Raw genomic sequence first — 22,134 nt, 5'->3', positions numbered from 1 at the left:
TTTTAAATGCAACTTATAAAGGTTTCAATATGATCTCAGAAAAAACAATAAAAATCGTCAAATCGACAGCGCCTCTCATTGCTCAAACAGGCACTAAACTTACCACCCATTTCTATAAACGTATGTTTAAGCATCATCCTGAATTACTCGATATCTTTAATATGAGCAACCAAACAAAAGGCGCGCAACAAGAAGCACTCTTTAATGCGATATGTGCATACGCCAATAATATTGACAATTTAGCGGCCGTATTGCCTGTTGTTGAAAAAATAGCGCAAAAACACAGTAGTTTTATGATAACAGAAGCTCAATATAATATTGTTGGCGAGCACTTACTTGCAAGTATTGATGAGCTACTTTCTCCAGGCCAAGAAGTCATTGATGCTTGGGCTGAAGCTTATGGCGTTCTTGCGCATATATTTATCACGCGAGAAGAAGATATTTATAAAGAAAATGAAAATAAATCAGGTGGATGGCGTGGTAAACGAGCGTTTGTTCTGACCGAAAAAAAAGCAGAAAGCCAATGTATTAGTAGTTTCACTTTCAAAGCCGTTGATGGTAAAAATGTCTCTCATTTTATGCCAGGACAATATATCGGTATTTACTTACACCCTTCTCAATTTAAGTATCAAGAAATTCGTCAATACAGCCTCTCTTGCTCTCCTCGCGATGATAGTTATCGCATTTCAGTTAAACGCGATGTAGAGGGTGTTGTTTCTAATTATTTACATAACGAGCTTAATGTCGGTGATGTGGTTTCATTAAGCTCACCTGCCGGTGATTTCTTTTTAGATATTACTGAGAGTCGCCCGGTTACACTGATATCTGCAGGTGTCGGTCTGACGCCCATGTTATCGATGCTAGAGAGTTTAACGGCACATAATACATCGGTGACGTGGTTACATGCGACTGAAAATGGTCAAACCCATGCGTTTAAAAAACATGTGCAAGCACTCATCGCCAAACATTCACATATGCAAAGCACGATTTGGTATAACTCTCCTTTAGACTCGGATCTCATTAACGAGGATTATCAACACCAAGGGTTCATGAAGTTAGACGCGCTGTTCGATAAAAAAATTGATCCTAATATGCATTATTATATATGTGGGCCCATTGCTTTTATGCAATATGTCGCACATGCACTGACCGATCTAAAAGTGCCAAATGAAAATATTCATTACGAATGTTTTGGACCGAATAAAATCATCTAAAAAAAGGGATAGATGCTTTGTAAAAAGCATCTAATAGCAAAGGAATTAATTAAGTTTTCATGTATTGCGCAGGAAAAATTAACACGAGCAAGGCGTGAGTTTCAGGAGAGTGTTGTTCTCACTTCAAAAATCACAACGCTGGGTGGGATAATTTCAACAAGCAAGACGGGTAGCCTTTTTAGTTCCTTTGGTATAACCCTAAGTATACTTATTGTTATGATAGATTAACTAAAAAGGGATCTCTTGATAATTTAGTGGCATTTTGAGCATTAAACCAACTTAATTTATTCGCTAAGCTCACGACTTCACCAATGATGATCAATGTGGGACCTTGCGCGCCTCCCCCTAACAACGTTAGCTCCTCTAATGTTCCTAATATCACATGTTGCTCTGTTGTGGTGCCATGACTTATTAAGGCTACCGGCGTTTTCTTATCTCGGCCAAAATGCAACAGTTGTGTCTGTATTTTCTCTGTTTGTAATAATCCCATATAAACAACTAAGGTGTGCATTGGGCTTGCTAAAGCCTGCCAATTTATTTTTTCACCCTTTGATTTTTGGTGCCCAGTAACAAAAGTGACCGATTGAGCAAAATCGCGATGTGTTAAAGGGATCCCCGCATAAGCACTACAACCAGAAGCGGCCGTTATCCCTGGCACAACTTGAAAAGAAATACCCGCATCAAGTAACTCCTCTAATTCTTCACCTCCGCGCCCAAAGATGAAAGGGTCGCCACCTTTAAGGCGGACTACTTTCTTGCCTTGTTGTGCGAACTCAATAAGCATTTTATTAGTACGGGCTTGCTCAACATAATGATCGCCTGCTTTTTTACCAACTGAGATAAGATCTGCATCCCGACGTACTAAGTCTAAAATATCAGAAGAGACTAAACGATCATATAAAACGACATCAGCCTGTTGCATTAACTGTAGTGCTTTTAATGTCAATAAAGAGGGATCTCCAGGTCCAGCTCCCACTAAAGCAACATCACCACTACTCGGCTGCGAGCACAGAGCGTTTTCCATGAGTTCCACGGCTTTTTCTGTTTTACCTTGCTCTAGTAACGTTCCTAGTTTTCCATTACCAAATAATTTCTCCCAATACCGACGACGTAAAGAAACATTTTTAATTTTATCCTTTACACGATGTCGAAATTTTCCGGAAATAGCGGCCAGACGTCCAATGTGCATCGGCAATAAGGCCTCTAAACGCTCTCGAATTAAACGCGCTAACACGGGCGCGGTACCCGAACTTGAAATAGCCACAATGATCGGTGAACGATCAACAATGGAAGGCATGATAAAACTCGATAACAGAGGTGAATCGACTACATTCACCAACAATTGACGCTCTTCAGCGGCCCTTGCAACCTCCGCATTAATGTCATGATCATTCGTAGCTGCAATAACCAGCCATTGTTTATCTAATAATGCAACGCTAAATGCTTGAGGGATAAGACGCACTTCTTGTGCTTGTGCCTTTGCCTTTAAAAGAGGATGAAACGCCAAGGCGCAAATACTCACATTAGCACCCGCTTTTAATAATAAATGCACTTTCCGAAGAGCGATATCACCGCCTCCGACGACCAAGCAAGCACGATTTTCTAACTTGGTAAAAATGGGTAAATAATCCATATAACACTCAGCTTAATTTTCAAAGTGCATACTATAAAGAAATATACTCAGGAGTAAAAACATTAAAAAATGAAATTAATATGCTTTCTTCGTGATCTCTTCTTTTTTATACTTAAAGTTTGAATTTTAAAGCTTATTTCCAAGTAACAAAACGTATCATTAATAATAGTTTAAAGGCTCTACCTAAAAAGATAAAGTGAGTTTGAGTGAGGATACTAGGATGGGTTAACGCTTTTCATTGTATGCGATAAAATGAAAATAAAGATAAATATCGACAAGCTTAAATGATAATAAAAAAAAGACCCATCAATATGGGCCTTTTAAAAATCTTTTGGCAAAGGTTACTTATTAACTATTATTTTTTACAAATTCAATGCCTTTTTCAATATCAGCATGCAACAATTCAAGCATCTCTTCTTTTTTCTTGTCTTCAAAATCGCTCAATTCACCATATGGTAATACACGTTCAATGCCTTTTTTACCTAACAATAAAGGTTGAGTGAAAAAAGGTGAACAGCTATTTCCGCCATCGACATAAGCATTTTGTATAATGCCTTGCTTACCAAGTAAAGCGTGTACTAAATTAACACCAAAAATAGAGGCAGCTCGTGCCATTGATAAAGTAGCAGATCCCCCGCCAGCTTTAGCATTCACGACTTCAGTTCCTGCATTTTGAATGCGCTCAGTTAAATCAATCACCTCTTGATGAGAAAATTGCACACCTTGCACTTGCGATAAAAGGGGTAAAATAGTACTACCACTGTGCCCACCAATAACATTAACGCGAATATGCTCTGCGGGGAGACCTTTTTTCTTAGCCACAAATTCTTCTGCTCGAATAACATCAAGCGTGGTAATTCCAAAAAGTTTATTTTTATTATAAACCCCCGCATTTTTCAACACTTCAGCGGCGATAGCAACCGTGGTATTAACGGGATTGGTTATAATGCAGATACAAGCTTGAGGGGCAACTTCTGCGACATGCGTGATCAAGTTTTTAATGATCCCCGCATTAATGTTAAAAAGATCATTACGATCCATACCGGGCTTACGAGCAACGCCCGCAGAAATTAAAATAACATCCGCACCTTCTAATGCAACACAGATATCATCTCCTACATAGCCTTCTACATTTACGCTGGTTGGTATATGGCTAAGATCTTTAGCAACACCCGGTGTGATTGGCGCTACATCATAAAGCGCCAAATCTGAATTTTCTGGAAGATCTAACTTTAGTAATAATGAGAGTGCTTGACCAATTCCACCAGCAGCACCAAGAACAGTAACTTTCATAAAAATCTCCATAAACTTTTTGAATTTAAAATAGTTTAATCAATATTCTGAGATTCTGTGAAAAATGTTAACCAAATGTGATCTAAGATGAAAAATACAGCGGAAGTTATAACATTCCTCGATCTAGCGTTGATTTTCTCCCTTAAAATAATGTTTAAATATTTTAAGATAAATACCATTTTCTTTTATTTGACTCAGACCTGTATTTAACTGTTGTTGTAATGTTTTATTCCCTTTTTTTATCGCAATACCATATCCACTCGAAAAAGAAGCTAATAAAGGGCCCGACATCTCAGACAGTATATAATCCTGATTATTTTTAACTTTGTTTAAAAAAGTTAAAATAACAGCTCGATCGCCAAAGATAGCATCAATTTGCGCATCTTTAAGCGCATTAAACGCATTTATTAATGTCGGATAAGGAATAACAAAACTATCATGCGGTTTAAATTTCGTTAAATAATCCTGATTTGATGATGCTGCTTGCACTGCTATAAATTTACCATTTAATGAAAAAATGTCTTCTGTATCGGCAAGTCTTAAAAAGACAGGATCAACTTTATAATAACTGTTTGAAAAATCGACATCTTGCAAACGCTCAGAGGTGATATCTAAAGCTGCAATAACGGCATCAAAACGCCCAAATTTTAAGCTTAATAACAGACTATCAAAACGTTGATTTTGAAAACTACAATCAAAGTCCATCTGCTCACAAATCGCCTTCGCTATTTCAATATCGAAACCTTGCATCTTGCCTTGCGCATCAAGGTATTCAAATGGATAGTAATTTGCTTCCGTCGCAAAACGAACCACTTGTTTATGAGTAACTTCCTCTGCTTGGGTAAAAGCAGAAAAGGAGAATATAACTGCAAAAAATAAAATATAAAATCTGGGCATAATACGTAAACATCCTAAGATTGATGATCTTTATACTCCCTCATTTAACACCTATCGGCTTTATTATAAAGAGAGTAACTTAACGAAAAAACACCTCTAGCTTAATTATCCCAAAAATATCAAACACGAGTGCCTGTATTCTACATGAGTATGGCATAAATAATCTAAGTAAGATTGATAGCGCTAATGAGAGAAATCTAGCAGCGCCCTTTACTAATACCTTGGGAGTAGACCAAAAATGTAAAACAACAACCGCGCTATGCATCACTTTGCATAAAAAATAAATATAGTGCATACTTATGCACCAGAATAAATTGATAATTGATTAAAAGTCTTTATGATAGCCTTTCTTATTTTCTGAACTAACCTGAGTAATAATGATATGACACAGTCACATGAATTAATGAATGTTTTTAAGTCTTTATTAAAAGAAGAACGATTAAGCTCACAAAGTGAGATCGTTGATGCATTACAATCAGCAGGCTTTCATAAAATTAACCAGTCGAAAGTCTCACGCATGCTGAGTAAATCAGGCGCAGTAAGAACACGCAATGCTAAACGTGAAATAGTATATTGCCTGCCTGCCGAATTAGGCGTGCCCAGTGCAGGTAGCCCATTAAAGAATCTTGTCTTAGATATAGATCATAATGGTAGCCTTATCGTCGTTCAAGCAAGTCCAGGCTCTGCGCAACTTATCGCTCGGTTATTAGACTCTATCGGAAAACGCGAAGGTATATTAGGCACCCTTGCAGGAGATGATACTATTTTCATTACTCCCACCGATCTCAGTAAAATAGACGAAACCTGTAAAGTAGTTGAAAAATTATTTGAATAACACAGACTAATATAAGGCGGGATCATGTCTAAGTTTTCCGCATTTACTTTGATTGAACTGTTAATTTGTATTGCTATCATTGCCATATTGAGCGCACTAAGCTATCCCAATTACGTATCCTTTATCACCCATACGCGCAGAGTAGAAGCAATACACACCTTAATCAACGCACAATTAATACAAAGTAGTCATCATCTTTTACATCCCAGCTATACAACAGATAAATCTTTATTAGAGTTAATGGATACTGACTATTATCAATTTTCAATTTTAAGCGCTGATGAGACAACTTATTTACTCGAAGCGGCAGCACAAAAAGGCAGCCAACAAGAAAAAGATACCGATTCATGTATAACGCTTCGTGTTGATCAAGATGATAATTATTCGGATAAAAATGAACAGCCAAATCCCCATTGTTGGTAATGTATGCATTTTGATAGCATCAAGGTTTCTATTTCGATTAAAAATATAAATAGGTCTAAACTTAAGTGAGAATACTTAAAAAGGAAGGACAGAATTAGGGATTAAAAGGAGAAAAGGCAGGTAACTTATCCATTCAACAATGCCCTAAAATTTGTGTTTCAACAAGTAATTCTTGTTTTTTTTATACAGAAAATAACGCGTGCTCATAGATCACACCTCTTCTTATCAAAAGCCGATCAAACGTGACCGATATCACTTTTAAAATTTAAGAAAACGTCTAATCTATTTATGAGCACAATAAGTGTCTAACCAAAAGGTGTCTTATATGAGAATTGAAATTACTAGCAGACAAATTACTATTACTGACACAATGCGTAGCAAAATAGAAGAGCGCTTTCAAAAGCTAGAAAAGTTACAAATCCCATTAATTAATCCACACTGTATCATCACTAAAGAGCCGCAAGGCGTGAAAATTGAAGCGAAGATAGGTGTACCGAATGGCAAGGTATTTGCACATGCAGAGCATGATGATCTTTATATCGCCATTGGTCAATTATTTCAGAAAGTTGAACGCCAACTCAATAAATATCTACATAAAGACGAAGCAAGTCGCGCTAAGAACCATGGCAAAGATCTTTGTCGAAATGGGGATATTTCCGGAGAAATGAGCGAAGAAGATGATATCGAAATTGAATCTGATGTGGAAATCAAGATGAACAAAGAATTCAGCTCATAATGAAACCAATCTAAGGAGAAAAAGGAGCTTTACGCTCCTTTTTTTATACACATTTATTTATCATAAACACGTTTATCATAGGCTTGTTGTAGTAATGCCCGGCTTTCATCCATAAACAGCGAAGAATAATCACCCATCCAATCGGTGACAGATTGAAAACGTTTAATAAAAGCGTCCCTATCAGAGGTTTCTAATAACTCAATGGCAATAGAAAAATGCTGATGATAACGTTTTATCATCGCTAAATTTCCCTTTTGAGAAAGAATAATATCCGCATATAGCGCAGGCTCTTGTGCAAATAATCGACCAACCATCGCCAACTCTAAACGATAAATGGGAGAGCTAAGATCCAGTAACTGCCCTAAATCTGCATTCATTTCTTGTAAGTGCACACCATACACAAAACTCGTAAAATGACGTAATGCTTGGATAAGCGTCATTGATTCATCATGTGTCTTAGCATTAACGCAATAGAGTTGTGCTCCCCATATTTTCATTTGCTCAATCAACCAAGCATACTTATCAGCACCACGCCCATCACAGTACACTATCACTTGTTTTGCAAAGCTAGATATATCAGGTCCAAACATAGGGTGCAACCCAACGACAGGCCCTGAATGAACATCAAGCATCGCTTGTAAAGGCGCACTTTTAATACTCGTAATATCCGCTAAAATGCAATCATCAGGTAAGTATGAAAGTTGATTTATCACCTCAACGGTCACATCAATAGGTGAGCCTACAATCACGAGTCCCGCTTTACTGCAGAGTTGTTGCGCCTGATCCCAATTAGATCGCCCTAAAATATCTACCTGGTAGCCTGATAAGGTAAACATTTCGACAAAACGTTTACCTAATAAACCATTGCCACCAATCATCACGATACGTTTTAATTTCGGGTTAACGGTTTTAAAGCCAGCATCATGCTCATTCGCATAAGATTCTCGCATAGTACGTCGTAAAATATCTTCGATTAAATCTTCAGGTACACCTTTAAGTTTTGCCTCTTGACGACGAGAAGCAAGCATAGACGCTTCTCGCTCTGGCACATAAATAGGTAATCCATGTTTTGTTTTGACAATACCGACTTCGGCCACTAAACGTAATCGCTCCGCTAATAAATCAATGAGTTTTTTATCTACGCTGTCTATTTTGTCGCGTAATTTACTTAATGGCATGATGGTTATCTCTTCTCGAGTGTAATGTTTCTTTTAATAAATCATGGGCTTGAGAAAATAACGCTTCAGTGCTCTTCCAATCAATGCACGCATCGGTCACCGACACTCCATATCTTAGATTCGAAACAGGCAACACGGCGGCTTGATTGCCACTATTAAGGTTACTTTCAAGCATAATACCAATAATCGATTTATTACCTTTTAAAATCTGATGGAAAACATCATTGGCAACCAATGATTGTAATTCATGATTTTTATTTGAATTTTCATGGCTACAATCAACAATTAAAATATTTTTCATCTTTGCTTTATCGAGAGCTTGTTCCGCTAATGCAACATTTAGAGAGTCATAATTGGGTTTTCCACCACCACCGCGTAAGATCACATGGCCATCTTTATTACCCGTTGTTTGTAACAATGCACTTTGCCCATTTTGATTAATACCCATAAAACGATGACTTGATGCAGCCGACTGCATTGCATTAACCGCCGTTGATAAACTGCCATCAGTGCCATTTTTGAAACCGACAGGCATGGATAAACCACTTGCCATTTCTCTGTGTGTTTGTGACTCAGTTGTACGCGCACCTATCGCAGCCCAGCTAAAGAGATCACCGATGTATTGTGGACTTATCGGATCTAACGCTTCTGTTGCAATGGGTAAACCTAATTCAGATATCCACAACAAAAGCTCTCTTGCTTTTTTTAAACCCGCTTCAATATCAAAAGAGTCATCCATATAAGGGTCATTAATCAGTCCTTTCCAACCAACTGTGGTACGCGGTTTTTCAAAATAGACGCGCATCACTATATATAGCGTATCTTTATACTGATCATGTATTTTCTTCAGGCGGGTTGCATACTCTTTAGCAGCGTCTATATCATGAATCGAGCAAGGACCACAAATGATCAGAAGTCTGGGATCTTTTTTATGAATAATATTAGCAATAGTTTGTCGCGCGCGATTAATGAATTGATACACATAAGCAGAAACGGGAAGTTGTACTTTAAGCTGTGCGGGTGTAATTAATACAGTTTCTGATTCAATGTAAATATTTTCATTTTCAAGAGTTGTCATATTCTTCTCGTGGACAGTTGATTGTAAATGCATCATAGCATAAGAAATAAACAGATCTTGTCACCAGATAAATAACATAATAAAAGATTTTAAAAGATAAAATCTCAAATTAACAAATAGGTTAATGAAGAAGTCTACAATAAATTTTTGATGGAAAAAACAGCGGAAAACACACCTCTTTATGAGTATATTTATATAAAAAAGTATTTTTTTAACAAATCAGTACAAATAAAAACGGCCAAAAAAAACAAAACGAACACAAAATAACCAATAAAAAGTAACAAGTAGACCAATAAAAAATACTTGCTCACTTTGACGAGCACTTTCCAACCTGAAAAGCATGATGAAGATCATAATATCATCATATTTCAACTATTTTTATAATTTAGGCTCCCATGCATAAACCATACATAATGTAATCGTTTACCCTCTAAGTTAATAGCGTAAAAATTCATTAATTAAGCATAATTAAGCGACAAAAAAGAAAAAAAAACCAAAAAAAATCAAACAACACCACTGAAAATCAGCTTGGTAATCTTTTGACTTTTAAAATTTATATATATCTAGCATTTCAACAAAAGCGCCAATACGTGCATATTAATGCTGTTTTTTCAAAAAAATATTCACCTTTTCCTTTTACAAAAAACTTGCAGTTTTATCTGTAGTGATGAAATGTGATCCACCTAAAGATTAAATAATGCTTAGGTCTTTATACTTCACTACGTAAATAAAAAGGTTTGAAATGATCACTGTAATGCTCCAGCAACTTTGTAACATATTGATAACATTAGAGTGAGAGTGCGCAGCACAATGGAGCCACCCTAGTTTTACACCCAATATCTACAAAAAGTTAAAAAATGAGCACCTCGGTTTTTTTGAACTAAAAACCTAAAAATCTAGCTAGACAACCATAAAGTAATAGGGATAAAAATATGACTACAAACACGGACAAAAATGTGGAAGAGGAAAAAGGCTTTAAATTCCCCTCCGCTTATACCATCTTATTTGCATTAATTGCGCTTGTCGCACTAATGACGTGGGTAATTCCCGCCGGTCAATATGATCGCGAAATGAATGAAAAAATTGGCAAGGAAGTGCCAATCACAGGAACTTACCATTTAGTTGAAGGTAATCCTCAAAATCTCGTTGATGTTTTATTAGCCCCTATTGATGGTTTCTATGATCATAATAGCTACCAAGCAGCAGCTATCGACGTAGCATTGTTCATCATTATTATTGGTGGATTTTTAGGTGTCGTAACTAAAACAGGTGCTATTGACGCAGGTATTGAACGCGTTACTACACGCCTAAAAGGTAGAGAAGAACTCTTAATACCGATACTAATGGCACTTTTTGCTGCCGGCGGTACGATTTATGGTATGGCAGAAGAGTCTCTCCCGTTTTATACATTATTAGTACCCGTCATGATGGCAGCACGATTTGACCCTGTTGTTGCAGCAGCTACCGTATTACTAGGTGCTGGCATTGGCTGTTTAGGATCAACTATTAACCCATTTTCAACTGTTATCGCAGCGAATGCAGCCGGTATTCCTTTTACTGATGGCATCTTACTTCGTGTTGCAATCTTAGTGATTGGTTGGGTAATTTGTGTTCTTTACGTTATGCGTTACGCAAAAATGGTACGAGCGGATCAGTCCAAATCGATTGTTTTTGATAAATACGAAGAAAATAAAGCACATTTCTTAGGTAGTCGTTCAGATGATGGTTCAATTGAATTTACAACTACACGTAAAATCGTTCTAACTATGTTTGGATTATCTTTTGCCATCATGATTTGGGGTGTATCTGCAGGCGGTTGGTGGATGGCTGAGATTTCAGGCATGTTCTTAGGTGCTTCAATTCTTGTAGGCTTAGTTGCACGCCTTAGTGAAGAAGAAATTACATCTACCTTTATTGATGGTGCACGTGATTTATTAGGTGTTGCATTAATTATCGGTATTGCACGTGGCATCATGGTGATCATGGATCGCGGTATGATCACAGACACAATCTTAAACTCGGCCGAAGGTATGGTAATGGGCTTATCAGCCGTTGTCTTCGTCAATGTAATGTTCTGGATAGAAATTCTACTTTCTTTCTTAGTACCTTCATCTTCAGGTCTTGCTGTTCTAACCATGCCAGTTATGGCTCCCCTTGCTGATTTCTCTGGTGTTAGCCGTGACCTTGTTGTTACAGCATACCAATCAGCATCAGGTGTCGTTAACTTAGTAACACCTACTTCAGCCGTTGTTATGGGTGGTCTTGCTATCGCACGAGTTCCTTACGTACGTTGGGTTAAATGGGTTGCTCCTCTTTTAGTCATCTTGACTGTAATGTGCATGGTGATGTTGAGTATCGGCGTAATACTTTAAGTATATATAAGTTTAGATAGAAGGAGTTACGTAAAATTAAACAAAAAGAAAATGGAACGAAGAGTTAAAACAAACGATAAGTAATTTTTTATTAACCATATTCAATTAACATTTTATAGAAAGGAATGGAAGTATGAGTAAGTTATATGTAGGTTCAGAAATCGGTCAATTACATCGCGTTTTAGTACATAGACCTGAGCGTAGTTTGACACATTTAACACCTTCAAATTGCCAAGATTTATTATTTGATGATGTATTATCTGTTAAACGTGCAGGTGAAGAGCATGATGTATTTACGCAAACAATGCGTGATCAAGGTGTTGAAGTTTTATTCTTACGTGACACTTTAGCTGAAACTTTAGCGATTAAAGAAGCAAAAGAATGGCTATTAAGCGTACAAATTTCTGAGTACCGTTTCGGTATGAACTTTGCACGTGACGTACGTGGGTTCTTAGAAGAGCTTCCAAATATGGAACTTGCTTCAATCTTAATCGGTGGCTTAAGCTACGGTCAGTGCCCAGTAAAATCAGATTCTATGATGCAAGATTTGCATCAAGCAAATGATTTTATTATTACACCATTACCAAACCATTTGTTCACACGTGATACATCATGCTGGATCTATGGTGGTGTTTCAATCAACCCTATGGCAAAAGTGGCTCGTCAAAGAGAAACTAACCATTTGCGTGCGATTTACCGCTGGCACCCAAGCTTTACTGGTGGTGATTACATCAAATACTATGGTGAAGAAGATCGTCAATATGATCTATCAACCATCGAAGGTGGTGATGTACTGATTATTGGTAAAGGCTCTGTATTAATTGGTATGTCTGAGCGTACAACGCCACAAGGTGTTGAACATCTAGCTTCAGAACTATTTAGAACAGGTCAAGCAAAACAAGTTATTGCTATGCAACTACCTAAGCATCGTTCATGTATGCATCTTGATACAGTAATGACGCATCTTCAAGAAGATACGTTCTCTGTATACCCAGAAGTTATCCGTAAAGATATCCAATGCTGGAGCCTAACGGGTGATGAGTCTGGTGCAATCACTATGGCGAAAGAAGGTTACTTTGTTAACACTATCGAAAAAGCACTAGGTGTTGGCAAATTAAATCTTATCACTACTGGTGGTGATAGCTACGAAGCTGAGCGTGAGCAATGGAATGATGCAAACAACGTATTAACAGTTAAGCCTGGTGTTGTCATTGGTTACGAACGTAACGTATTTACTAATGAAAAATACGACAAAGCCGGTATCACTGTATTACCAATTCCAGGTGATGAACTTGGTCGTGGTCGCGGTGGCGCACGTTGCATGAGTTGCCCAATCGAACGTGATGGTATCTAAGTAATAACAATACATTGCATTTAACTTATCGTTAAGTGCAATGTTCAATAAAGAGAATAAGATTATGACAAAAAAAACCGTTGTTGTTGCATTAGGTGGAAATGCTCTACTGCGTAGAGGCGAGCCTTTAGAAGCGGATATTCAACGCGCTAATATCGCAACTGCTGCTAAATCAATTGCAGAAATTGCTAAAGAGTATAATGTAGTATTAGTTCATGGTAACGGCCCTCAAGTCGGATTACTTGCATTACAAGGCTTAGAATATAAAGCGGTTAAACCTTACCCTTTAGATGTATTAGGCTCTGAAACACAAGGTATGATCGGTTATATCTTAATGCAAGAACTTAAGAATTTACTACCTGAAATGGACGTTTCTTGTTTACTAACACAAATGCGTGTTGACGAAAACGATCCCGCTTTCCAAGATCCAACAAAACCAATTGGTCCTGTTTACACTGAAGAAGAAGCAACTGAACTTGCTGAAAAACACAACTGGACAATCAAACCAGATGGTAAACATTTCCGTCGCGTTGTGCCAAGTCCATTACCTATTGGTATTATTGAAGATGATGCGATCACTACATTAATTAAACAAAACCATTTAGTAATTTGTACTGGCGGCGGTGGCATTCCAGTAACGAAAGTAGATGGTAAATTAGTGGGTATTGAAGCTGTTATCGATAAAGATATGTCTGCAGCCTTCTTAGCAAAACAGCTAAATGCAGATGCACTATTGATCCTAACGGATACTGACGCTGTTTATCTTGATTGGGGAAAACCAACTCAAGTTGCATTGCGCAAAACAACGCCAGCTGAATTAGATAAATATACTTTTGACGCAGGCTCTATGGGTCCTAAAGTTCAAGCTTCTTGTGAATTCATCAAAAAAGGTGGCTCATTTGTAGGTATTGGTACTTTAGACGCAGGTCTACGTATTCTTAAAGGCGAAGCCGGCACAAACATTGTTGCTGAATAAGTACTAATTAAAAATAATAATCATAACATTGGTCAGCAATTTATAACTAAAGACACTGACCAAACTATATATATAAAGGATAATATCATGGCTTTTAATCTTCGTAATCGTAACTTTTTAAAACTATTAGATTTCACTCCGCGTGAGATTCAACATATGTTAGAGCTTGCTGCTAACCTTAAAAAAGCCAAATATAATGGTTATGAGCAAAAAACCCTAACAGGTAAAAACATTGCGTTAATCTTTGAAAAAGGTTCAACTCGTACACGTTGTGCATTTGAAGTTGCAGCTTATGATCAAGGTGCAAATGTTACATATTTAGGCCCAACAGGATCTCAAATTGGTCATAAAGAATCAATGAAAGATACTGCGCGCGTACTTGGCCGCATGTATGATGGTATTGAGTACCGTGGTTTTGGTCAAGAGATCGTAGAAGAGCTAGGCGCACATGCGGGCGTTCCTGTATGGAATGGTCTAACAACTGAGTTCCACCCTACACAAATCTTAGCTGATTTCTTAACGATGCAAGAGCATGCTGAAGGCAAAAACTTAAATGAAATTTCTTTCGCATACTTAGGCGATGCACAAAACAACATGGGTAACTCTTTGATGGTTGGTGCTGCTAAAATGGGTATGGACATTCGTCTTGTTTCTCCAAAAGAATTTGCTCCTGATTCAGAATTAGTAGCAACTTGTCGTGAAATTGCGGCTGTAACTGGCGCAAAAATCACACTAACTGATGACATCAAAGCCGGTGTTGAAGGTTGTGATTTCTTATACACTGACGTTTGGGTATCTATGGGCGAGTCTAAAGACGCTTGGGATGAACGTGTTAAATTAATGACACCATACCAAATCAACATGGATATGATCAAAGCAACAGGTAATCCTAAAGTTAAATTCATGCATTGTCTTCCTGCGTTCCACAATGATGAAACGACTGTTGGTGCTGAAATCTCAGAAAAATACAACATGAAAGGCTTAGAAGTAACAGAAGAAGTATTTGAATCTGCACATTCTATCGTTTTTGATGAAGCAGAAAACCGCATGCATACAATCAAAGCAGTTATGGTTGCGACTCTTGGTGCATAACCACGAGTAAATTAACTTTGAGCATCAACATCTTTATGTTGGTGCTTTTTTTTGCCTGCATTATTACCCTTTAAGCATCCCAGCTAACAGATATATATCAATATCCCACATAAAAAATATTCCACTCCAATAATTAAAATTCAACTTTTCCATTAAAAAGAACAAAAAACAAAACAAATAATCAGTAATACATTGTTATAGTTAAACAAAATAGAAATCGCCTTGTTTCTTTGAAGTGTTTGCGTGGTAATTTAATTATCGGAATTAAATAAAGTCACGTGCGACAGATACATTTATTGGGGCACCTCTAATATATAAATTTAAACATTGGATTTATTCTAATAACGAGTATATAATCCGCTCAATTTAATGACTGGAACGCTTATAAAATGCGCTATATAAATCACGATCATGTATTTAAAAAAATCCAGTTGTACCTTATTCATATTTAAAAAGTCTTCTATTGCAGAAGGCTTTTTTTTTGCCTGTTGATAAATCGAAAATACGTAAAGAGGAAATAAAAATGAGCAATACGTTATATCAAAAACACATTATTTCAATTCCAGAACTCAGTAGAGAAGAGCTAGAGCTTATTGTCGAGACAGCGGAGAAGTTAAAGCGTACGCCTGATCCAACGTTGCTAAAAAATAAAGTCATTGCTAGTTGTTTCTTTGAGCCCTCTACACGTACTCGCTTATCCTTTGAAACAGCAATACAGCGCTTAGGTGGCACAGTGATTGGTTTTGATAATGCAGGTAATACATCGCTTGCGAAGAAAGGCGAAACACTTGCAGATTCAGTACAGGTCATCGCCTCTTATGTCGACGCATTTGTGATGCGCCACCCACAAGAAGGGGCGGCTCGCTTAGCCTCTGAATTCTCTAATAACACGCCTGTTATCAATGGTGGTGATGGGTCAAATCAACATCCAACACAAACCATTTTAGATCTTTTTAGTATCTTTGAAACACAAGGACGACTCGACAACTTAAATGTTGCCTTTGTGGGTGACTTAAAATATGGCAGAACAGTACACTCTTTAACGCAAGCGTTAGCAAAATTTAAGAATATAAAGTTTTTCTTTATCTCCCCTGAAATATTAGCGATGCCAGCACATATTTATCAAGAATTAGATGATGCAAACATTGAATATAGTATTCATAACACAATAGAAGAAGTCGTTGCTGAACTCGATATTTTGTACATGACCCGCGTACAAAAAGAACGCTTTGATGAATCTGAATATGCGCATATTAAATCTGCTTTCATCTTAAAAGCTGACATGCTCCAAAACGCACGTGAAAACATGAAGGTATTGCACCCTCTACCACGCGTTGATGAAATTACCATTGATGTCGATAAAACTAAGCATGCTTACTATTTTCAACAAGCAGAAAATGGTGTTTACGCACGAGAAGCGTTACTTGCACTCGTTCTTAATGAAAAATTAAATTAGGATATAGATCATGATCAAGAAAACAAAATTACAAGTTGAAGCGATTAAAAATGGTACGGTTATCGATCATATTCCTGCAACACTGGGGATCAAAATATTAAAATTATTTCAAATCGATAAAACCCATCACAGCGTGACTATAGGCCTTAATTTACCATCTTCTGCCATTGGCCATAAAGACATTATTAAAATAGAGAATGTTTTTATCACCAAAGATCAAGCCAATTTATTAGCGCTGTATACGCAAAATGCAACGATTAACCAAATTAAAGATTACGAAGTATCTGAGAAATTCCAACTGACTTTACCCGAAAAAGTAAATGCTGTTTTTAGTTGCCCTAATAGCAACTGTATTACACATAACGAACCCGTTGAAACCAGTTTTAATGTACTTAGTAAAGATGACGTTTTATTCTTACGTTGTAAATATTGTGAGAAAGTATTCTCTCGAGAGATTATGGCAGAATGTAACTAGTATTATTTGAAGTGAAATTAATAAGCTCTTAAAAATTATTAATTTCACTTCAATCTAAATATAAAACATCACACTCACTCGTAATATACAAAACAACAGCTTCATAAAAAAATACAACATTACAACAGACACTAAATGCTCACTCGTTTTTGTTACTCCCCGATAATTCTTCTCTCTATATTGATTTCACTACCGATGTATAACAAAGAAGCCCGTATTTAAATTTCTTTATTTTATGATCATTCATGGTCCCATAAACGATGCTTTTAATCGACCAGATCAAAATCTCGATATTGTGATGGCCATGGAGATGATTTTCACGCGGGCACTTATGTAGCAGTCTCACCTGTAGCTTGGGATGATGGGTTAGCATCTAATACACAACAAAATTCAGACCTACAATTTGTAGCGGAAAGAACAATGGCCTTTTTTATAAACAGACACCTGAATGCATAAAAGTAATTTTCATAGAATTCTATTGAGTGGTGAAGATCCCCTCGCTCAGTAAACAAGTAACAGTAACTTCCCTCTCCTCTATATATTAGATATTTTTCCCCTGCTCCTATTTTAAATGCTCACTTTACGTAGCCTTTAATCTGTATTGTTGTGACTTTCTCGACTTAATCAAATTTTCATTTTTTTATTAAATATCAATGATTCTGTAGAAAAACGGCATTAACTCGACACTTTATTCACAAAAAAATTATATTTGTAACATTTACCGCGCCAATTGTCTTTATTATGTCTACCATACATACATAAAGTCAATTATTTGTAGAGGGATTCAATGTTTGTTTTACAATCAAAGTATGGTTTGCTGTTTGAACAACATGGTGGTTTACAACAAGAAGTGAATGATCTAAAGCTTAGAAATCGTAATTTAGAGCTTAAAAATCAAGAGCTATCTGATCGCTTAGCGGATCCATTTAATGATCCCGATGTTAAATTTGAACATATGCTCCTTAAGTGCGCTGTTGAGTGTATTAGTCGTATTGAAGATGTTAGAGAAACGGTACTTTCTTCATATCAAGCCATTGAATCTGAGAGCCAAGCAAGTAACCAAATTAATGGCTTACTTGATATATCCAGTACATCTTTAAAGCATATGGTTTCTGAAATGCACGATCTCACCCACAAAATGGGAGGAATGACAGAGAACATATCAGGTTTGTCACAGATGGCTGGCAGTATTAATTCTTTCGTTTCAACTATATCAAAAATTTCTGACCAAACAAATTTACTTGCATTAAATGCGGCCATAGAGGCTGCTCGTGCAGGGGAAGCTGGCAGAGGATTTAGTGTGGTTGCAGATGAAGTGCGCTCTCTTGCTAATAATACCAATACATCAGCAAATGAAGTTGCAGAATTAGTTAATGGGATCATTAAATCGACCTCAGAGACAGTAGATTCTGTCAGTGACATCCAAAATAGTAATAGTCAATTATCCGGCGGGGTAGAAAAACTAAATGAACATTACGCTTCCATTATTACGTGTTGCTCTTCAATGAAGAATACGATCACCCATGCTTCCTTACGTACTTTTATTCAAACAGTAAAATTAGATCACATTGTATGGAAAGGCGATATCTATGCTGTCGCCTCAGGCCTAAGTACCAAATCAATTGATGACTTCTCGAGTCATACGATGTGCCGACTGGGTAAATGGTATCAAAGTACGGGATCTGAAAGTCACAGTGAGCTATCTGCCTTTAGAAGACTTGATGAACCACATAAAGAGGTTCATAGGAATGGAGTTGAAGCTTTGGTTTTAATTTTAAGTGGCGATAAAGAAAAAGCGATTGTACATTTACGCGCGATGGAAGATGCAAGTAAAATAGTCATGCAGTATCTTGATGAAATAGCAGAGCATCACTAAAATTCTAGAGCAACATATATCCTAAACTGATATGTGAGCGTAGTAATACTTTAAATTTAAGGAGGCTTAACGTTTAGTTCGTTAAATCTCCTTTGATTTTTTGAGATTGAATGCGATTTCTACTGTATTTATATAATTAAACGAGCCTAATTTGTTATAAAATTAGTGAAAGACCCGCGCAGTCCCCCCCCCCCCCCAAAAAAAATAAAGTAAGTATCTAACCACCAAAGAAAAGAGTTTTATTAAATTTCATACCCTTTATTACAAAACGTGTCCTTTAGCGTATCTCATTATTTAGCTAAACGCATATCAATATGTGCGATATCATCTTCTAAATACACTGATGAGATGCATTGAAATCCATAGCTTCGATAGAATGTTTCTAAATATTCTTGTGCGCCAATATCAATACTTTCACCAGGCCAAAGTCTTTCACATTGTTTCAACGCTTGCTCTATCAGTTGATGCCCAATTCCTTTTCCTCGTTCACTTTTAGTAATGGCGACACGGCCTATACTCACATTTTTAAAAGAGATCCCAGCGGGAAGTAATCTTGCACAGGCAATAATTTCATTATTTTCTATTGCGAATAAATGATAAACACCTTTCATAGTATCTTTACCATCAAGCTCTGCATAGGCGCAGGCCTGCTCAACTACAAATACATTCACTCTTAATTGCATAAGCGCATAAAGTTGCTCTGTTGATAGTTCATTAAACGATAAAACGTGCCATGTGATCATCAGCTATAACCTATAGTGAGTAATATTGATACGTTTAAATATACCAACGAAAATAGTGTTTGGCATTATATTTAATATCTAAAGTGACGCCTTAAATGAAATAATATTAGTTGCCTGATAAATTCTCTCGATGCTCATCGCTTATTTTCATATCTTTAATTTCATATATGACGCGATCGCAAGTTTCTGATCATCGCTTAAATAAATGCCTAATTTTGTCCTACGCCATAACATATCGTCTAACTTTTTTACAAACTCATATTCAATTAGATAGTCTATTTCTCGTGCATAAACGCCAGTAGCAAAAAACATTCCCATGTCTTCTTCCTCATGTACATCTTTAAATATTTTCCATGCTAACGTACCGTATTGATCAATATAACGTTTTGCCGTAGATATATTTAACCATGGAAAATCAGATCTAATATTTTTACATAATTGTTCTTTTGAGCAACTAAAATCCCCTCCAGGTAACGCTTCATACTCAGTCCACGGTCCCCCTGCAGACGGAAAAAAAGAAGCTAGATGTAACATAGCTGATTCAGCTAACCTCCGGTAAGTTGTTAATTTACCGCCAAAAATCGAAAGTAAAGGGGCTTTATTCATGTTTTGTTGTAACGTCAGCGTATAATCACGCGTTATTGTTTGGGGGGAATTCGTTCCATTATCACATAAAGGGCGAACGCCACTATAAGACCAAACTATATCACTCTTATTTATCTGCTTAACAAAATGATCATTTACCACATTGATTAAATAATTAATTTCATCTACAGATACTTCTACCTCTCGAGGATCACCTTCATAGCTCACATCTGTTGTTCCTATCATGGAGAAATCGTGCAGATAAGGGATCACAAAAACGATGCGTTCATCTCTATTCTGTAAAATATAGGCATACTCTTCATTATGTATTTTAGGTACAACAATATGAGAACCTTTTACTAGGCGAATATTACGAGGAGAAGTTGTTTTTAAATGTTCATCAAAAAATTGTTTTACCCAAGGCCCTGTTGCATTAACCAATACTTTACTTTTGCGAATAAAATGTCGCCCTGATGTTTCATCCACTATACTGACATGCCAGATCCCCTCTCGATCTTCTGCGTTAACCACTCGGCAATAATTATGCACTTCTGCACCACGCTCCTTTGCATCGATTACATTTAAAATTACTAAACGAGCATCATCCACCCAGCAATCAGAATATTCAAAACCTATATTAATGTCTTTTTTGAACAAACCAGATACCGCTAAATCAACTTGATGAGAGGATCCTAAAATACTGCGTTTTCCCAGATGATCATATAAGAAAAGACCCATACGTATCATCCAAGCAGGTCGTAAAAAAGGACGATGAGGAAGACGAAAACGCATGCCTTTTACAATATGAGGTGCTTTGCGTAATATGATTTCTCGCTCGGCTAATGCTTCTGATACTAACCGGAAATCATAATGCTCTAAATAGCGTAATCCGCCGTGTAATAATTTAGAACTCGCGGATGATGTTGCAGATGCAAAATCTTTCGCTTCAAATAAGGCGACTTTTAATCCTCGGCCCGAGGCATCTGCAGCGATACCGGCTCCGTTGATACCACCTCCGACGATAATGATATCTAGAAGTTCATCTTCTTTTTCTCTTTGCATAATTATCCTATTAGCACCAATATAGAAGCTAACATTTGTTATTTACTGATGATATCTAAGGGTAGTCACTTGTTGTCACTTGATCTAATCTCCATCTATATTTTAACGGATTTATTTAATGTGCAATGCAGACAAACTCGCCCCACTTAGCGTTGCTTATTTCCTATCTGATAGTAAGTCATAGGCAATAAAAAACCCAGTCGACAAAATCGACTGGGTTATTCTTTCTTTTCTAAAAATAGGTACTTGGGCGATGGACAGGATCCAACGATCTCATCCGATCAAACACTTGCTTGCCGGCAAACTCGCCCCTAAAATCACATAATATGCTTCTGCCTACGCCGCGCTGTTTATTTCCCATGTGAGAGTGGTCATCTAGCCAAGCTAATAACGAAAAAACCCCAGCACATCAAAGAAGGACTGGGGTTTATCGTTGGAATTTATTAAGAGAGGCGCTTGGCGACGGTCGGGATTCGCAGAGCTCACCCGCTCGTATACTTGCCTGTCGGCAAACTCGCCCTACTATCACACAATATGTATCTGCCTTCGGCAGGCTATTTATGTTCCATGTTCGAGTAGGTCATTGCCAAGCCTTTAACGAAAAAACCCCAGCCCTTCGTAGAAGGACTGGGGTTTATCGTTAATTAGGCGCTTGGCGATGACCTACTCTCACATGGGGAGACCCCACACTACCATCGGCGCAACTGCGTTTCACTTCTGAGTTCGGCATGGGATCAGGTGGTGCCACAGCGCTATTATCGCCAAGCTAAAAATCTTAATTAGAAAAGCTGGATTGTGTCTAATCTTGCAATTTGTTTCGTAAAATATGTCTTCGCAAACGTATTTGATTGATTAC

At 37.2% G+C, this 22,134-nt stretch carries 18 protein-coding genes and 1 rRNA gene; 11 read left to right on the top strand and 8 right to left on the bottom strand.

Annotated elements, in window-relative coordinates; translation table 11 throughout:
- The first annotated feature begins 29 nt into the window (after nt 1–29).
- Nucleotides 30–1,214 carry an NO-inducible flavohemoprotein gene (gene hmpA, locus PCNPT3_RS02630; protein ID WP_015464320.1) on the top strand — a complete coding sequence of 395 codons (1,185 nt, stop codon included), beginning with the start codon at nt 30–32 and terminating at the stop codon, nt 1,212–1,214.
- Between the two features lie 214 nt (nt 1,215–1,428).
- Here the strand turns inward: hmpA and cysG are convergent, their stop codons facing one another.
- The 3 genes from cysG to PCNPT3_RS02610 form a co-directional block, all read right to left on the bottom strand.
- Nucleotides 1,429–2,847, bottom strand: coding sequence for a siroheme synthase CysG (gene cysG, locus PCNPT3_RS02620; RefSeq protein WP_015464318.1), 1,419 nt, complete (start codon nt 2,845–2,847; stop codon nt 1,429–1,431).
- A 348-nt stretch (nt 2,848–3,195) separates the two neighbouring features.
- On the bottom strand, nt 3,196–4,140 hold the full coding sequence (gene mdh / locus PCNPT3_RS02615) for a malate dehydrogenase (protein ID WP_015464317.1): 945 nt from the start codon (nt 4,138–4,140) through the stop codon (nt 3,196–3,198).
- A 123-nt stretch (nt 4,141–4,263) separates the two neighbouring features.
- Nucleotides 4,264–5,037 (bottom strand): transporter substrate-binding domain-containing protein, encoded by a 774-nt coding sequence (locus tag PCNPT3_RS02610; protein ID WP_015464316.1) that lies wholly within the window; start codon nt 5,035–5,037, stop codon nt 4,264–4,266.
- A gap of 382 nt (nt 5,038–5,419) precedes the next feature.
- Between PCNPT3_RS02610 and argR the strand changes: the two genes are divergently transcribed.
- The 3 genes from argR (at nt 5,420) to hpf (ending at nt 7,031) form a co-directional block, all read left to right on the top strand.
- On the top strand, nt 5,420–5,872 hold the full coding sequence (argR, locus tag PCNPT3_RS02605; RefSeq protein WP_015464315.1) for a transcriptional regulator ArgR: 453 nt from the start codon (nt 5,420–5,422) through the stop codon (nt 5,870–5,872).
- Between the two features lie 24 nt (nt 5,873–5,896).
- Nucleotides 5,897–6,295: a type IV pilin protein gene (locus tag PCNPT3_RS02600; RefSeq protein WP_015464314.1), complete on the top strand. Its 399-nt coding sequence runs from the start codon at nt 5,897–5,899 to the stop codon at nt 6,293–6,295.
- Nucleotides 6,296–6,596: 301 nt separating this feature from the next.
- Nucleotides 6,597–7,031 (top strand): ribosome hibernation-promoting factor, HPF/YfiA family, encoded by a 435-nt coding sequence (gene hpf / locus PCNPT3_RS02595; protein WP_232207370.1) that lies wholly within the window; start codon nt 6,597–6,599, stop codon nt 7,029–7,031.
- Between the two features lie 53 nt (nt 7,032–7,084).
- Here hpf and tyrA read toward each other — a convergent pair whose 3' ends face one another.
- Both tyrA and PCNPT3_RS02585 read right to left on the bottom strand, forming a co-directional pair.
- A complete protein-coding gene (gene tyrA / locus PCNPT3_RS02590) occupies nt 7,085–8,209 on the bottom strand; it encodes a bifunctional chorismate mutase/prephenate dehydrogenase (RefSeq protein WP_015464312.1) in 1,125 nt (374 codons plus the stop codon).
- The gene (locus PCNPT3_RS02585) at nt 8,196–9,287 is read right to left on the bottom strand and encodes a 3-deoxy-7-phosphoheptulonate synthase (RefSeq protein WP_015464311.1); all 1,092 of its coding nucleotides are present in this window, start codon (nt 9,285–9,287) and stop codon (nt 8,196–8,198) included. Before PCNPT3_RS02585 ends, tyrA begins: the two co-directional genes overlap by 14 nt.
- Before the next feature lie 932 nt (nt 9,288–10,219).
- On the opposite strand from PCNPT3_RS02585, the gene PCNPT3_RS02580 reads away from it, so the two are divergent.
- The 7 genes from PCNPT3_RS02580 to PCNPT3_RS02550 all read left to right on the top strand — a co-directional run bounded on the left by PCNPT3_RS02580 (nt 10,220) and on the right by PCNPT3_RS02550 (nt 18,888).
- On the top strand, nt 10,220–11,659 hold the full coding sequence (locus PCNPT3_RS02580; RefSeq protein ID WP_015464310.1) for a YfcC family protein: 1,440 nt from the start codon (nt 10,220–10,222) through the stop codon (nt 11,657–11,659).
- Between the two features lie 133 nt (nt 11,660–11,792).
- Nucleotides 11,793–13,013: an arginine deiminase gene (gene arcA, locus PCNPT3_RS02575; RefSeq protein WP_015464309.1), complete on the top strand. Its 1,221-nt coding sequence runs from the start codon at nt 11,793–11,795 to the stop codon at nt 13,011–13,013.
- 64 nt (nt 13,014–13,077) lie between these two features.
- Nucleotides 13,078–13,989 (top strand): carbamate kinase, encoded by a 912-nt coding sequence (gene arcC, locus PCNPT3_RS02570; RefSeq protein ID WP_015464308.1) that lies wholly within the window; start codon nt 13,078–13,080, stop codon nt 13,987–13,989.
- 87 nt (nt 13,990–14,076) lie between these two features.
- A complete protein-coding gene (argF, locus tag PCNPT3_RS02565; RefSeq protein WP_015464307.1) occupies nt 14,077–15,081 on the top strand; it encodes an ornithine carbamoyltransferase in 1,005 nt (334 codons plus the stop codon).
- Between the two features lie 523 nt (nt 15,082–15,604).
- Entirely contained in the window at nt 15,605–16,537 is a 933-nt protein-coding gene (gene pyrB, locus PCNPT3_RS02560; protein WP_015464306.1) for an aspartate carbamoyltransferase, read from the top strand.
- A gap of 10 nt (nt 16,538–16,547) precedes the next feature.
- A complete protein-coding gene (gene pyrI / locus PCNPT3_RS02555) occupies nt 16,548–17,012 on the top strand; it encodes an aspartate carbamoyltransferase regulatory subunit (RefSeq protein WP_015464305.1) in 465 nt (154 codons plus the stop codon).
- 787 nt (nt 17,013–17,799) lie between these two features.
- Nucleotides 17,800–18,888 (top strand): methyl-accepting chemotaxis protein, encoded by a 1,089-nt coding sequence (locus tag PCNPT3_RS02550; RefSeq protein WP_015464304.1) that lies wholly within the window; start codon nt 17,800–17,802, stop codon nt 18,886–18,888.
- Between the two features lie 290 nt (nt 18,889–19,178).
- Here PCNPT3_RS02550 and PCNPT3_RS02545 read toward each other — a convergent pair whose 3' ends face one another.
- The 3 genes from PCNPT3_RS02545 to rrf form a co-directional block, all read right to left on the bottom strand.
- A complete protein-coding gene (locus tag PCNPT3_RS02545) occupies nt 19,179–19,631 on the bottom strand; it encodes a GNAT family N-acetyltransferase (protein ID WP_015464303.1) in 453 nt (150 codons plus the stop codon).
- Nucleotides 19,632–19,778: 147 nt separating this feature from the next.
- Nucleotides 19,779–21,278, bottom strand: coding sequence for a glycerol-3-phosphate dehydrogenase (glpD, locus tag PCNPT3_RS02540; protein ID WP_015464302.1), 1,500 nt, complete (start codon nt 21,276–21,278; stop codon nt 19,779–19,781).
- A 650-nt stretch (nt 21,279–21,928) separates the two neighbouring features.
- Nucleotides 21,929–22,044: ribosomal RNA gene (rrf, locus tag PCNPT3_RS02535) — 5S ribosomal RNA — on the bottom strand.
- Nucleotides 22,045–22,134 lie beyond the last annotated feature (90 nt).

Source organism: Psychromonas sp. CNPT3 (genome assembly GCF_000153405.2).
GTDB lineage: Bacteria > Pseudomonadota > Gammaproteobacteria > Enterobacterales > Psychromonadaceae > Psychromonas.
This window is presented reverse-complemented; position numbering and strand designations above follow the sequence as displayed.

Excerpts from the sequence above, each read along its gene's own strand:
- hmpA (WP_015464320.1), top strand. The coding sequence starts at position 30 with ATGATCTCAGAAAAAACAATAAAAATCGTCAAATCGACAGCGCCTCTC.
- cysG (WP_015464318.1), bottom strand. The coding sequence starts at position 2,847 with ATGGATTATTTACCCATTTTTACCAAGTTAGAAAATCGTGCTTGCTTG.
- mdh (WP_015464317.1), bottom strand. The coding sequence starts at position 4,140 with ATGAAAGTTACTGTTCTTGGTGCTGCTGGTGGAATTGGTCAAGCACTC.
- PCNPT3_RS02610 (WP_015464316.1), bottom strand. The coding sequence starts at position 5,037 with ATGCCCAGATTTTATATTTTATTTTTTGCAGTTATATTCTCCTTTTCT.
- argR (WP_015464315.1), top strand. The coding sequence starts at position 5,420 with ATGACACAGTCACATGAATTAATGAATGTTTTTAAGTCTTTATTAAAA.
- PCNPT3_RS02600 (WP_015464314.1), top strand. The coding sequence starts at position 5,897 with ATGTCTAAGTTTTCCGCATTTACTTTGATTGAACTGTTAATTTGTATT.
- tyrA (WP_015464312.1), bottom strand. The coding sequence starts at position 8,209 with ATGCCATTAAGTAAATTACGCGACAAAATAGACAGCGTAGATAAAAAA.
- PCNPT3_RS02585 (WP_015464311.1), bottom strand. The coding sequence starts at position 9,287 with ATGACAACTCTTGAAAATGAAAATATTTACATTGAATCAGAAACTGTA.
- PCNPT3_RS02580 (WP_015464310.1), top strand. The coding sequence starts at position 10,220 with ATGACTACAAACACGGACAAAAATGTGGAAGAGGAAAAAGGCTTTAAA.
- arcA (WP_015464309.1), top strand. The coding sequence starts at position 11,793 with ATGAGTAAGTTATATGTAGGTTCAGAAATCGGTCAATTACATCGCGTT.
- arcC (WP_015464308.1), top strand. The coding sequence starts at position 13,078 with ATGACAAAAAAAACCGTTGTTGTTGCATTAGGTGGAAATGCTCTACTG.
- argF (WP_015464307.1), top strand. The coding sequence starts at position 14,077 with ATGGCTTTTAATCTTCGTAATCGTAACTTTTTAAAACTATTAGATTTC.
- pyrB (WP_015464306.1), top strand. The coding sequence starts at position 15,605 with ATGAGCAATACGTTATATCAAAAACACATTATTTCAATTCCAGAACTC.
- pyrI (WP_015464305.1), top strand. The coding sequence starts at position 16,548 with ATGATCAAGAAAACAAAATTACAAGTTGAAGCGATTAAAAATGGTACG.
- PCNPT3_RS02550 (WP_015464304.1), top strand. The coding sequence starts at position 17,800 with ATGTTTGTTTTACAATCAAAGTATGGTTTGCTGTTTGAACAACATGGT.
- PCNPT3_RS02545 (WP_015464303.1), bottom strand. The coding sequence starts at position 19,631 with ATGATCACATGGCACGTTTTATCGTTTAATGAACTATCAACAGAGCAA.
- glpD (WP_015464302.1), bottom strand. The coding sequence starts at position 21,278 with ATGCAAAGAGAAAAAGAAGATGAACTTCTAGATATCATTATCGTCGGA.